The sequence below is a fragment of the Pseudomonas sp. ITEM 17296 genome (assembly GCF_028895205.1).
GTDB lineage: Bacteria > Pseudomonadota > Gammaproteobacteria > Pseudomonadales > Pseudomonadaceae > Aquipseudomonas > Aquipseudomonas kermanshahensis.
Genome location: NZ_WJRS01000001.1, coordinates 112,569 through 125,530 on the forward strand (window position 1 = coordinate 112,569; position 12,962 = coordinate 125,530).

At 62.7% G+C, this 12,962-nt stretch carries 8 protein-coding genes; 6 read left to right on the top strand and 2 right to left on the bottom strand.

The window, feature by feature from the left end:
• Positions 1–177: 177 nt before the first annotated feature.
• From gltB to GIB19_RS00560, 4 genes are all read left to right on the top strand, one after another.
• Positions 178–4,623, top strand: coding sequence for a glutamate synthase large subunit (gltB, locus tag GIB19_RS00545; protein WP_099430677.1), 4,446 nt, complete (start codon positions 178–180; stop codon positions 4,621–4,623).
• Between the two features lie 123 nt (positions 4,624–4,746).
• Positions 4,747–6,165 carry an FAD-dependent oxidoreductase gene (locus GIB19_RS00550; RefSeq protein ID WP_027592361.1) on the top strand — a complete coding sequence of 473 codons (1,419 nt, stop codon included), beginning with the start codon at positions 4,747–4,749 and terminating at the stop codon, positions 6,163–6,165.
• Positions 6,166–6,416: 251 nt separating this feature from the next.
• Positions 6,417–7,481, top strand: a complete 1,065-nt coding sequence (hemE, locus tag GIB19_RS00555; RefSeq protein ID WP_027592362.1) for a uroporphyrinogen decarboxylase — start codon at positions 6,417–6,419, stop codon at positions 7,479–7,481.
• A 115-nt stretch (positions 7,482–7,596) separates the two neighbouring features.
• Complete coding sequence (locus tag GIB19_RS00560; protein ID WP_099430675.1) at positions 7,597–7,944, top strand: YgiW/YdeI family stress tolerance OB fold protein; 348 nt, start codon at positions 7,597–7,599, stop codon at positions 7,942–7,944.
• A gap of 99 nt (positions 7,945–8,043) precedes the next feature.
• Here the strand turns inward: GIB19_RS00560 and GIB19_RS00565 are convergent, their stop codons facing one another.
• Positions 8,044–9,231, bottom strand: coding sequence for an MFS transporter (locus GIB19_RS00565; protein ID WP_274883339.1), 1,188 nt, complete (start codon positions 9,229–9,231; stop codon positions 8,044–8,046).
• A 165-nt stretch (positions 9,232–9,396) separates the two neighbouring features.
• Between GIB19_RS00565 and GIB19_RS00570 the strand changes: the two genes are divergently transcribed.
• On the top strand, positions 9,397–10,296 hold the full coding sequence (locus tag GIB19_RS00570) for a LysR family transcriptional regulator (RefSeq protein ID WP_027592365.1): 900 nt from the start codon (positions 9,397–9,399) through the stop codon (positions 10,294–10,296).
• A gap of 110 nt (positions 10,297–10,406) precedes the next feature.
• Positions 10,407–11,180, top strand: coding sequence for a ParA family protein (locus GIB19_RS00575; protein ID WP_027592366.1), 774 nt, complete (start codon positions 10,407–10,409; stop codon positions 11,178–11,180).
• Positions 11,181–11,480: 300 nt separating this feature from the next.
• Here the strand turns inward: GIB19_RS00575 and selO are convergent, their stop codons facing one another.
• The gene (selO, locus tag GIB19_RS00580) at positions 11,481–12,941 is read right to left on the bottom strand and encodes a protein adenylyltransferase SelO (RefSeq protein WP_274882774.1); all 1,461 of its coding nucleotides are present in this window, start codon (positions 12,939–12,941) and stop codon (positions 11,481–11,483) included.
• Positions 12,942–12,962: the final 21 nt, after the last annotated feature.

The following is a 12,962-nucleotide window of genomic DNA, read 5'->3' on the forward strand; positions in this document are numbered from 1 at the left end:
TGCGACATAAATTTTCAATGGTGAGACATGAAAATTTGTGGGCATCGCTGTCGCTGTGCAACAATGGTTTTCCATGACCACCGCAAAAAAGCTGGCGTTTGATCGGCGTGGATGGTAAGTGGTTGTTAAAAAAGAGATTTGCCTCCGTTGAGAGGTGAACCTGGTGAGAAAGTGTCTATGAAAACAGGTCTGTACCATCCCGAAGAATTCAAGGACAACTGTGGTTTTGGCCTGATCGCCCATATGACGGGCGAGCCAAGTCACCACCTTCTGCAAACCGCCATGCAGGCACTGACGTGCATGACCCACCGCGGCGGTATCAACGCCGACGGCAAAACCGGAGACGGTTGCGGTCTGCTCATGCAGAAGCCCGATCAATTCCTGCGGGCCGTGGCCCAGGAACAGTTTGCCGTCGAGCTGCCCAAGCAGTACGCCGTCGGCATGGTGTTCTTCAACCAGGACCCGGTCAAAGCAGAAGCCGCCCGCGCTAACATGGACCGCGAGATCCTCGCCGCTGGCCTGAAGCTGGTCGGCTGGCGCAAGGTCCCGATCGACACCAGCGTGCTGGGCCGCCTGGCGCTGGAGCGCCTGCCGCAGATCGAGCAGGTGTTCATCGGTGGTGAAGGCCTGAGCGATCAGGAATTCGCCATCAAGCTGTTCAGTGCCCGTCGTCGTTCGTCCGTGGCCAACGCCCACGACACCGACCACTACATCTGCAGCTTCTCGCACAAGACCATCATCTACAAAGGCCTGATGATGCCGCGCGATCTCGCGGCGTTTTATCCAGACCTGGGTGACGAGCGCCTGCAGACCGCGATTTGCGTGTTCCACCAGCGTTTCTCCACCAACACCCTGCCGAAATGGCCGCTGGCGCAGCCGTTCCGCTTCCTCGCCCACAACGGCGAGATCAACACCATCACTGGCAACCGCAACTGGGCCATGGCCCGTCGCACCAAGTTCGCCAATGACCAGATCCCTGACCTCGAAGAGCTCGGCCCGCTGGTCAACCGCGTGGGCTCCGACTCGTCGAGCATGGACAACATGCTCGAGCTGATGGTCACCGGTGGCATCGACCTGTTCCGCGGCGTGCGCATGTTGGTACCGCCGGCCTGGCAGAACGTCGAGACCATGGACGCCGACCTGCGCGCCTTCTACGAATACAACTCCATGCACATGGAGCCGTGGGATGGCCCGGCCGGTATCGTCATGACCGAAGGCCGCCACGCGGTGTGCCTGCTAGACCGTAACGGCCTGCGCCCGGCGCGTTGGGTGACCACCACCAATGGCTACATCACCATCGCGTCGGAAATCGGCGTATGGGACTACAAGCCTGAAGACGTCATCGCCAAGGGCCGTGTCGGCCCGGGCCAGATCTTCGCCGTGGACACCGAAACCGGCCAGATCCTCGACACCGACGCCATCGACAACCGTCTGAAGTCGCGCCACCCGTACAAGCGCTGGCTGCGTCAGCACGCCACGCGTATCCAGGCGACCTTGACCGACGACCAGGGCGCGGCCAGCTACGATGCTGACCAGCTCAAGCAATACATGAAGATGTTCCAGGTCACCTTCGAAGAGCGTGACCAGGTGCTGCGCCCGCTGGGTGAGCAGGGCCAGGAAGCGGTCGGCTCGATGGGTGACGACACGCCGATGGCTGTGCTGTCGCAGCGCGTGCGTTCGCCGTATGACTTCTTCCGCCAGCAGTTCGCGCAGGTCACCAACCCGCCGATCGACCCGCTACGCGAAGCGATCGTCATGTCGCTGGAGATCTGCCTGGGCGCCGAGCGCAACATCTTCCAGGAATCCCCGGAGCACGCCTCGCGGGTCATCCTCAGCTCGCCGGTCATCTCGCCTGCCAAGTGGCGCTCGCTGATGAACCTGGAGCGCGAAGGCTTCGACCGCCAACTGATCGACCTCAACTACGAGCAAGGCGTCGGCCTGGAAGCGGCCATCCGCAACATCGCCGACCAAGCCGAAGAAGCGGTGCGCAGTGGCAAGACTCAACTGGTGCTGAGCGACCGTTACATCGCCCCGGGCAAGTTGCCGGTGCACGCTTCGCTCGCCGTGGGTGCCGTACACCACCGCCTGACCGAGCAGGGCCTGCGGTGCGACAGCAACATCCTGGTCGAAACCGCGACCGCCCGTGACCCGCACCACTTCGCTGTGCTGCTGGGCTTCGGTGCCTCGGCCGTCTACCCGTACCTGGCGTACGAAGTGCTGGCCGACCTGATCCGTACCGGCGAAGTGCTGGGCGATCTGGACGAGGTGTTCAAGTATTACCGCAAAGGCATCTCCAAGGGCCTGCTGAAGATCCTGTCGAAGATGGGCATCTCCACCATCGCTTCGTACCGGGGTGCGCAGCTGTTCGAAGCCATCGGCCTGGCCGAGGACGTGGTCGGCCTGAGCTTCAAGGGCGTGTCGAGCCGCATCAAGGGTGCGCGTTTCGAAGACCTGGAAAGCGACCAGAAGCTTCTCGCCGCCGAAGCCTGGAGTGCACGCAAGCCGATCCAGCAAGGTGGCCTGCTCAAATTCGTCCACGGTGGCGAATACCACGCCTACAACCCGGATGTGGTCAACACCCTGCAGGCGGCTGTGCAGCAGGGCGACTACGCCAAGTTCAAGGAATACACCTCGCTGGTCGACCAGCGCCCGGTGTCGATGATCCGCGACCTGCTCAAGGTCAAAGTGGCTGACCAGCCGCTGGCGATCGAGCAGATCGAACCGTTGGAGGCCATCCTCAAGCGCTTCGATTCCGCCGGTATCTCGCTCGGCGCTTTGTCGCCAGAAGCCCATGAGGCGCTGGCCGAGGCCATGAACCGCCTGGGCGCGCGTTCCAACTCGGGCGAGGGCGGTGAAGACCCGTCGCGCTACGGCACCGTGCGCAGCTCCAAGATCAAGCAGGTGGCCACCGGCCGCTTTGGCGTGACCCCGGAATACCTGGTCAACGCCGAAGTGCTGCAGATCAAGGTAGCCCAGGGCGCCAAGCCGGGTGAGGGCGGCCAGCTGCCAGGCGGCAAGGTCAACGGCCTGATCGCCAAGCTGCGCTACGCGGTACCAGGCGTGACCCTGATCTCGCCACCGCCGCACCACGACATCTACTCGATCGAAGACCTGGCCCAGCTGATCTACGACCTCAAGCAGGTCAACCCGCAGGCGCTGGTCTCGGTCAAACTTGTCGCCGAAGCAGGCGTGGGTACCATCGCCGCCGGCGTGGCCAAGGCCTACGCCGACCTGATTACCATCTCGGGCTACGACGGCGGTACCGGTGCTTCGCCACTGACCTCCATCAAGTACGCGGGCGCACCGTGGGAGCTCGGCCTTGCCGAAACCCACCAGACCCTGCGCGGCAACGACCTGCGCGGCAAAGTGCGGGTGCAGACCGACGGTGGCCTGAAAACCGGCCTCGACGTGATCAAGGCGGCCATCCTCGGCGCCGAGAGCTTCGGCTTCGGCACCGCGCCGATGATCGCCCTGGGCTGCAAATACCTGCGTATTTGCCACCTGAACAACTGCGCCACCGGCGTCGCCACCCAGAACGACAAGCTGCGCAAGGACCACTACATCGGCACCGTCGACATGGTGATCAACTTCTTCACCTTCGTCGCCGAAGAGACCCGCGAGTGGCTGGCCAAACTGGGTGTGCGTAGCCTGGGCGAGCTGATCGGCCGCACCGACCTGCTCGACATCCTGCCAGGCGACACCGAGCGCCAGCAGTACCTGGACCTGTCGCCGCTGCTGGGCAGTTCGCACATTCCGGCGGACAAGCCGCAGTTCTGCGAAGTCGACAAGAACCCGCCGTTCGACAAGGGCGAGCTGGCCGAGAAGATGGTCGAAATGGCCATGCCGGCGATCCGCGACCAGTCCGGTGGCGAGTTCAGCCTCGACATCTGCAACTGCGACCGCTCCATCGGTGCGCGCATCTCGGGTGAGATCGCCCGCTTGCACGGCAACCAGGGCATGGCCGCTGCGCCGATCACCTTCCGCTTCAAGGGCACTGCGGGCCAGAGCTTCGGCGTGTGGAACGCCGGTGGCCTGAACCTGCACCTGGAAGGCGACGCCAACGACTACGTCGGCAAAGGCATGACCGGTGGCAAGGTCACCATCGTGCCACCTGCCGGCAGCCCGTTCGAAACCCAGCACAGCGCCATCGTCGGCAACACCTGCCTGTACGGTGCCACTGGCGGCAAGCTGTTCGCCGCCGGTACCGCGGGCGAGCGCTTCGCTGTGCGTAACTCTGGCGCCCACGCTGTTGTCGAGGGCACTGGCGATCACTGCTGTGAATACATGACCGGCGGCTTTGTCTGCGTCCTGGGCAAGACCGGTTACAACTTCGGCTCTGGCATGACCGGCGGCTTCGCCTACGTGCTCGACATGGACAACAGCTTCGTCGACAAGCTCAACCATGAACTGGTGGAAATCCAGCGCATCAGTGGTGAAGCGATGGAGGCGTACCGCAGCCACCTGGCGCGCGTCCTTGGCGAATACGTGGACGAGACCGGCAGCGAGTGGGGGCGTGAGCTCTTCGAGAACCTGGACGACTACGTGCGGCGCTTCTGGCTGGTCAAGCCGAAGGCGGCCAACCTCAAGCAACTGCTGTCCAGCACCCGTGCCAACCCGCAGTAACAACAGCTGCAAGTGGCAAGCCTCAAGCTGCGAGTAAACGCAGTGCGAGGTTTGCCGGACCCAAGTGATCGACTTGCAGCTTGCGGCTTGTAGCTTGCGACTGCGGTAAAGAGGTTTTGAAAAATGGCTGAACGTCTGAGCAACGACTTCCAGTTCATCGAAGTGGGGCGTAAAGACCCAAAGAAAAAGCTGCTGCGCCAGCGCAAGAAAGAGTTCGTCGAGATCTACGAACCCTTCAAGCCGCAGCAGTCCGTGGAGCAGGCGCACCGTTGCCTGGGCTGCGGTAACCCGTATTGCGAATGGAAGTGCCCGGTGCACAACTTCATCCCCAACTGGTTGAAGCTGGTGTCCGAGGGCAACATTCTGGCAGCGGCAGAACTGTCGCACCAAACCAACACCCTGCCTGAAGTGTGCGGCCGTGTTTGCCCGCAGGACCGCCTGTGCGAGGGTGCCTGCACCCTGAACGACGGTTTTGGCGCGGTGACCATCGGCTCGGTGGAGAAGTACATCACCGACACCGCTTTCGCCATGGGCTGGCGCCCAGACATGTCCAAGGTCAAGCCGACTGGCAAGCGTGTCGCCATCATCGGTGCCGGCCCGGCGGGCCTGGGCTGTGCCGACGTGCTGGTGCGCGCCGGCGTGACCCCGGTGGTGTTCGACAAGAACCCGGAAATCGGCGGCCTGCTGACCTTCGGTATCCCCGAGTTCAAGCTGGAAAAGACCGTGCTGAGCAACCGCCGCGAAGTCTTCACCGGCATGGGCATCGAGTTCCGCCTGAACACCGAGGTGGGCACCGACATCACCATGGAGCAGCTGCTGGCCGAGTACGACGCGGTGTTCATGGGCATGGGTACCTACACCTACATGAAGGGCGGCTTCCCGGGCGAGGACCTGCCGGGCGTGCATGACGCGCTGGACTTCCTGATCGCCAACGTCAACCGCAACCTGGGCTTCGAGAAGTCGCCGGAAGACTTCGTCGACATGCAGGGCAAGAAGGTCGTGGTGCTGGGCGGTGGTGACACCGCGATGGACTGCAACCGCACCTCGATCCGCCAGGGCGCCAAGTCGGTGACCTGTGCTTATCGTCGTGACGAGGCCAACATGCCGGGTTCGCGCAAAGAGGTGAAGAACGCCAAGGAAGAGGGCGTGAAGTTCCTCTACAACCGCCAGCCGATCGCCATTGTCGGTGAAGACAAGGTCGAAGGCGTGAAGGTGGTCGAGACCCGTCTCGGCGAGCCGGACGCTCGTGGCCGCCGCAGCCCTGAGCCGATCCCGGGTTCTGAAGAGATCCTGCCGGCCGATGCCGTGGTGATCGCCTTCGGTTTCCGCCCGAGCCCGGCGCCGTGGTTCGAGCAGCATGGTATCCAGATGGACACCCAGGGCCGCGTGGTGGCACCGGAAAAAGGCAAGTTCAAGCACCAGACCAGCAACCCGAAAATCTTCGCCGGCGGCGACATGGTGCGCGGTTCGGACCTGGTGGTAACGGCCATTTTCGAAGGCCGCACGGCTGCCGAAGGTATCCTGGATTACCTGGAAGTCTGATTGAATGCTGGGGCTGCTTCGCAGCCCTTTCGCGACGCAAGGCCGCTCCTACGGGGAATCGCGTTTCTGGTGTAGGAGCGGCCTTGTGTCGCGAAAGGGCCGCGAAGCGGCCCCTGGTTCTACCAGGCAGTAGCGTTTTGTATACAAAATTGCTTGATCCAAGGCACCCAATAGACAAAACGCATGGCCTTGGCCGTGCCTTTTGTGCTGGCGTCTGAGAAAATGCCCGCACTTTTTTGCCGGATGCCGACATGACTGCCCTGAAGAACGATCGTTTCCTGCGTGCACTGCTCAAGCAACCCGTAGACGTCACCCCGGTCTGGATGATGCGCCAGGCTGGCCGTTACCTGCCGGAGTACCGCGCCAGCCGTGCCAAGGCCGGTGACTTCATGAGCCTGTGCATGAACCCGCAGTTCGCCTGCGAGGTCACCCTGCAGCCGCTGGACCGCTACCCACTGGACGCGGCGATCCTGTTCTCGGACATCCTCACCATCCCCGATGCCATGGGCCTTGGCCTGTACTTCGAAACCGGCGAAGGCCCGCGCTTCAAGAAAGTCATCAGCACCCCGGCCGACATCGAGGCACTGCCGATCCCTGATCCGCAGAAGGACCTGGGCTACGTGATGGACGCCGTCAGCACCATCCGTCGCGAGCTCAACGGCCGTGTCCCGCTGATTGGCTTCTCGGGCAGCCCATGGACCCTGGCCACTTACATGGTCGAAGGCGGTTCGTCCAAGGACTTCCGCAAGACCAAGGCCATGGCCTACGACAACCCGCAAGCCCTGCACCTGTTGCTGGACAAGCTGGCCCAGTCGGTCACCAGCTACCTCAACGGCCAGATCCTGGCCGGTGCCCAGGCTGTGCAGATCTTCGACACCTGGGGCGGCAACCTGTCGGCGGCGGCCTACCAGGAGTTCTCCCTGGCCTACATGCGCAAGATCGTCAGCGGGCTGATCCGCGAGCACGACGGGCGCAAGGTGCCGGTCATTCTGTTCACCAAAAACGGCGGCATGTGGCTGGAAAGCATCGCCGAAGCCGGTGCCGATGCGCTGGGCCTGGACTGGACCTGCGAGATCGGCGATGCCCGCCGTCGTGTCGGTGACAAAGTTGCGCTGCAAGGCAACATGGACCCAACCGTGCTGTACGCCAAGCCCGAAGCCATCCGCAAGGAAGTGGCGCGTATTCTGGCCAGCTATGGCAAGGGCACCGGCCATGTGTTCAACCTCGGCCACGGTATTACCCCGGAAGTCGACCCAGAGCACGCGGGTGCGTTCATCAACGCCGTGCACGAGTTGTCGGCGCAGTATCACCAGTGATGTGATGCAGCAAACAGGAAACCGGCCTCAGTGCCGGTTTTTTGTTGGATTAAGTTTAGATTCAGCGATCGTCGTTAATCTGGTCCCATCGAAACCGAAACAGGACCTGATCCCCATGAAAGCTCGTTACCTCGCCCTGATCCTCGCCCCTTTGTTCAGCACCGCTGCACTGGCCGCTGGTTATACCGGCCCAGGTGCCCAGTCGGTCACTACTGTCGCCGCCGCCAACGACGCAGCCGATGACACCCCGGTGGTGCTGCAGGGTTATGTGACCAAGAAGATCAACAACGACGACAAGTACGAATTCAAGGACAACACCGGCACCATCACCGTCGAGATCGACGATGAGGACCTGCCACCGACCCCGTTCAACGACAAGACCAAGGTCAAGCTCACCGGTGAGGTGGAGAAGCACCTGATGAGCCGTGAAGTGGATGTGGATATCGTCGAGATCATCAACTGATCCGAGGCCCCTTTCGCGGGTAAACCCGCTCCCACAGGATTGCACTACCCTTGAGGCCAGCGCCATACCTGTGGGAGCGGGTTTACCCGCGAATGGCCCTCAAGCCGTTTTCGGCTGAAGCTTGCTCAAGCGCAACGCCACCAGCAACGCCACGGCCAACAGGCTGCCGATGAACAGCCCGATGCCATTCCACCCCCATGCATGCCAGAACACCCCACCTGCCGTCCCGGCCACACTCGACCCCGCGTAATAGCAGAACAGGTACAGCGACGAAGCCTGCCCCTTGGCCTTCAACGCCCTCCGCCCGATCCAGCTGCTGGCCACCGAGTGGGCACCGAAGAAGCCAAAGGTGAACACCAGCATGCCGAGAATCACCATCAACAGCGGGCTGGCCAAGGTCATCAGCAAGCCGCTCGCCATCACCACGATACTGACCCAGAACACCTTGCGCCGCCCCAGCTTGTCCGCCAGTGCGCCGACCTGCGCAGAGCTGTAGATACCCGACAGGTACACCACCGACAACAAGCCGACCAACGCCTGGTTCATGTGATAAGGCCCAGCCAGCAGGCGGTAGCCGATGTAGTTGAACAGCGTGACGAAGGCGCCCATCAACAGGAATGCCTCGAGGAACAGCCAAGGCAGCCCGGCGTCCTTGAAGTGCATGACGAAGCCGTCCAGCAGGCTGCGCGGGTTCACGGCCTGCGGGCGGAAGTTGCGTGATTCGGGCAGGACCTTCCAGAACACCAGCGCCGCGACCAGTGCCAGGCCGCCGATGGTCAGCATGGCTGTGTGCCAGCTGACGAAGTCGATCAGTACCCCGGTGATGAGGCGCCCGCACATGCCGCCGATGGCATTGCCGCCGATGTACAGGCCCATGGCCAGGCCGATGTGCTGCGGGTGGATTTCTTCGCTCAGGTAAGTCATGGCCACCGCCGCCAGGCCGCTCAACGACAGGCCGACCAGTGCACGTGTCGCCAACACCGCTTCCCAGGTCGGCATCACCGCGCTGGCCAGGGTCGACAGGGCCGCGCAGACCAGCGCAAACACCATCACCGGCTTGCGCCCGATGCGGTCGGAGATCGGCCCGGTGATCAACAGGCCGAACGCCAGCATGGCAGTCGACACCGACAACACCAGGCTGCTCTGTGCCGCGTTGATGGAAAACTCCTGCGACAGCAGGGGCATCATCGGCTGCACGCAGTACAGCAGGGCGAAGGTGGCAAAGCCGCCGCTGAACAGGGCCAGCACGGTCTTCATGAAGGCGGGGGTGCCTTTCTCGATCCACATTTCGTTAAGGGGGGCAGGTTCTGGGTCGACGGGAAGGGGAGCTACAGCAGTTTTCACGGGCGGGTACCTCTGGCGCAATGAAAAAAGCATATAGCTGGCTAATGATTAGATCCAATATATTGTTCGACCTATTTAAGACGTCTAGCGACTTGTTTGGAGCCGATCATGGAACTGCGCCATCTGCGTTACTTCATTGCTGTGGCAGAAGAGCTGCACTTTGGCCGCGCGGCCCAGCAACTGGGTATTTCGCAGCCCCCCTTGAGCCAGCAAATCCAGGCGCTGGAGCAAGAGCTGGGTGCCCGTCTGTTCGACCGTACCAATCGTCGGGTCGAACTGAGCGAGGCCGGGCGGTTGTTTCTGGAAGAAGCGCGTCAGGTGCTCGCGCAGGTCGAGAAAGCGGCCGATGTGGCCCGGCGCGCCCAGTTGGGGGAGCTCGGCGAGATGAAGATCGGCTTCACGTCATCGGCACCGTTCACGTCGAAAATCCCCAAGGCCATCCATGCTTTCCGCCAGCGCTTCCCGGCCGTGCACCTGAACCTCAAGGAGTTGAGCAGCCGTGATGTGGCTGAAGCGGTGTTTGACGAGTCCATCGAGGTGGGGCTGATGCGGCCCATGCCGTTGCCGGAGGGGCTGGTGGCGACCGAGCTGTTTCGCGAGCCGCTGGTGGCCGTGATCAATGCCTCGCACCCCTTGGCCGTGGGCACGGAGCAGGGGGTGCACATGGCCTCCCTGGCGCATGAGCCGTTCGTGTTCTTTCCGCGCAGCTATGGCAGTGGGCTGCATGCGCAATTGCTCAGCCTGGCGCGGCACGCCGGGTTCAGCCCGCATTTCGCCCAGGAGGCGGGGGAGGCGATGACCATCATCGGCCTGGTGTCGGCGGGGCTAGGGGTTTCGGTATTGCCGGCCTCGTTCCAGCGCATGCGCATCGAGGGTGTGGTGTACCGGACCTTGCTGGATGAAGGCGCGATGACCGCAGTATGGCTGGTGCAGCGCGAACACGGCAGTTCAGCGATGGCCAAGGCGTTTGCCGAGCTGTTGACCGGGCAGGTCACGAAGCCTTCGTAGGCACGCTCGGGCATCGCGATCAGTTCGCCATCATCACCCGACAATTGCCGCTGGCCTTAGCTGGCGAGCCACCACATACTCGGGCATTCGTTGATACACGGAGGTCTCTCATGCGGCGCGTGGTGTTCAATCAGAAAGGTGGCGTGGGCAAGTCGAGCATCGCTTGTAACCTGGCGGCGGTCAGTGCCAGCGAAGGTTACCGGACCTTGTTGATCGACTTGGATGCCCAGGCAAACTCGACTCAGTACCTCACCGGCCTGACGGGTGAAGATATCCCCATGGGGATCGCCGATTTCTTCAAGCAAAGCCTGTCCAGCGGGCCTTTCAGCAAGAAGAACAAGGTCGATATCTACGAAACGCCGTTCGACAACCTGCACGTGGTGACGGCCACCGCCGAGCTGGCTGACCTGCAGCCCAAGCTTGAGGCCAAGCACAAGATCAACAAGCTGCGTAAGTTGCTCGACGAGTTGGACGAGGATTACGAGCGGATCTACATCGACACGCCGCCGGCGCTGAATTTTTATGCGGTTTCTGCGCTTATCGCGGCCGATCGCGTGCTCATCCCCTTCGATTGCGACAGCTTCTCGCGCCAGGCCCTGTACGGCCTGCTGGCGGAAATCGAAGAGCTCAAAGATGACCACAATGAGGACCTGCTGGTCGAGGGCATCGTGGTCAACCAGTTTCAGTCCCGCGCCAGCCTGCCCCAGCAGATGCTCGACGAACTGCTGGCCGAAGGCCTGCCAGTGCTACCGGTGTACCTGGGCAGTTCGGTGAAGATGCGCGAGTCGCACCACGCCAGCTTGCCGCTGATTCACCTGGAACCACGGCACAAGCTGACCCAGCAGTTTGTGGCGTTGCATTCGTTGTTGGAAGAAAACGCTTAGGGGTTCAAGGGTAGGGCGTGAGCGTTGTGGTGGGGCAGAGACCGAGCGCCGCCCGCGCGGCGCATCGCGAGCAACGCTCGCTCCTACGTTTGTTTCGGGCCAGTGAGGCCTGTGATATTGGCGCGCGCCCGCCTTGTTGGTCCCACTCGATATTGGGGGGCGGTAAGGGGCCGCGCTCCCATGCCTCAGGCATTATTGGCCCGAAACAGATGTAGGAGCAGACTTGTGCTGCGAAGCGCCGCGCGGGCGGCGCTCGGTCTTACAGGCACAGAAAACCTCAAGGCAAACACCTTCCAGGCATCACGATGAACAGCTGATTTCCAGGTGCTTGCCCCACTCCGGCGGCCGCTGGGCGTATGCCTGCATCCCGGGCTGCTCCTCGAACGGCCGGCTCAGCACCTGGTGCAGCCGGCGCACTTCACTGTAATCCCCGGCCTCGGCCGCTTCGATGGCCTTCTGCGCCAGGTAGTTGCGCAGCACGTACAGCGGGTTCACCGCATGCATGCGTTCACGCCGCCCTTCGCCGTTGCCGTCCTCACGCGCGCAGCGGGCAAGGTAGTCTGTGCCCCAGGCATCGAAGGCCAGCAGGTCGATGAAGTCGTCGCGGACGACCTTCAGCGCCTCGGCGACCGGCTGTTCACCCAGCTTGCGGAAGAACAGGGTGTAGTCCACGCCGCCCTTTTGCATGCATTGCAGCAGGCGCTCGACCAGGGCGAGGTCTTCATCCTCGGCGGTCGTCAGGCCCAGGCGCCGGCGCATGAGGTCCAGGTAATGCGCCTGGTACAACGGCAAGAACAGCCCCAGCGCCTCTTTGAGCGGTTCCACTTCGATCACCGTGGTCAGTGCCTGGGCCAGCGCACTGAGGTTCCAGTGGGCGATAGGCACCTGGTTGCTGTAGCTGTAGCGGCCACGGTCGTCGGAGTGGTTGCAAATGAAATTGGCGTCGAAGTCGTCGAGGAAGGCAAAAGGGCCGAAATCGAAGGTGATGCCGAGGATCGACATGTTGTCGGTGTTCATCACCCCGTGGCAGAAACCATAGGCTTGCCAGCGGGCAATCAGCTCGGCGTTGCGCTCGACGATCGTGCGGAACATGGCCAGGTAGGGCTGTTCGGCCTCGCGGCACTCGGGGTAGTGCTGTTCCAGCACATGGTCGATCAGCACGCGCTGTTGCTCGGGCTGGCGGGTGTAGTAGAAGTACTCGAAATGGCCGAAGCGCACATGGCTCTGTGCCAGGCGCGTGAGCATGGCCGCGCTTTCGCGGCTTTCGCGCCAAACCGCGGTGCTCGAACCGATCACGCACAACGCCCGGCTGGTCGGGATGCCCAGGGCGTGCAGGGCTTCGGAGGCGAGAAACTCGCGGATCGACGAGCGCAGCACGGCGCGGCCGTCGCCCATGCGCGAATACGGGGTCTGGCCAGCGCCTTTGAGGTGCAGGTCCCAATGTTCGCCCGCATCGTTCAGCACTTCGGCCAGCAACAGGCCACGGCCGTCGCCCAGGCGCGGGTTGTACGAGCCAAACTGGTGGCCGGAGTAGACCATCGCGCGTGGGTCGGCCTCTTCCCAGAGCTTGTGGCCGCTGAACAACTCGGCGAACACCGGCAAGTCGGCTTGCGCGGGGTCGAGGTCGAGCAGGGCCATGGCCGACTCGCTTGCCACCACCAGGCGCGGGTCTGCGATGGGTTCGGGCAGGACCTGGGTGGAGAACGCATCGCCCAGGCGGGCGAAGCGGTTGTCGAAGCTGAGTTGGTCGAGGGCTTTCACGGGTTGCTCCTGGAAATCGGT

What these genes read in the sequence shown, in the direction of transcription:
- gltB (WP_099430677.1), top strand. Translation starts at nt 178, where the DNA reads ATGAAAACAGGTCTGTACCATCCCGAAGAATTCAAGGACAACTGTGGT.
- GIB19_RS00550 (WP_027592361.1), top strand. Translation starts at nt 4,747, where the DNA reads ATGGCTGAACGTCTGAGCAACGACTTCCAGTTCATCGAAGTGGGGCGT.
- hemE (WP_027592362.1), top strand. Translation starts at nt 6,417, where the DNA reads ATGACTGCCCTGAAGAACGATCGTTTCCTGCGTGCACTGCTCAAGCAA.
- GIB19_RS00560 (WP_099430675.1), top strand. Translation starts at nt 7,597, where the DNA reads ATGAAAGCTCGTTACCTCGCCCTGATCCTCGCCCCTTTGTTCAGCACC.
- GIB19_RS00565 (WP_274883339.1), bottom strand. Translation starts at nt 9,231, where the DNA reads ATGTGGATCGAGAAAGGCACCCCCGCCTTCATGAAGACCGTGCTGGCC.
- GIB19_RS00570 (WP_027592365.1), top strand. Translation starts at nt 9,397, where the DNA reads ATGGAACTGCGCCATCTGCGTTACTTCATTGCTGTGGCAGAAGAGCTG.
- GIB19_RS00575 (WP_027592366.1), top strand. Translation starts at nt 10,407, where the DNA reads ATGCGGCGCGTGGTGTTCAATCAGAAAGGTGGCGTGGGCAAGTCGAGC.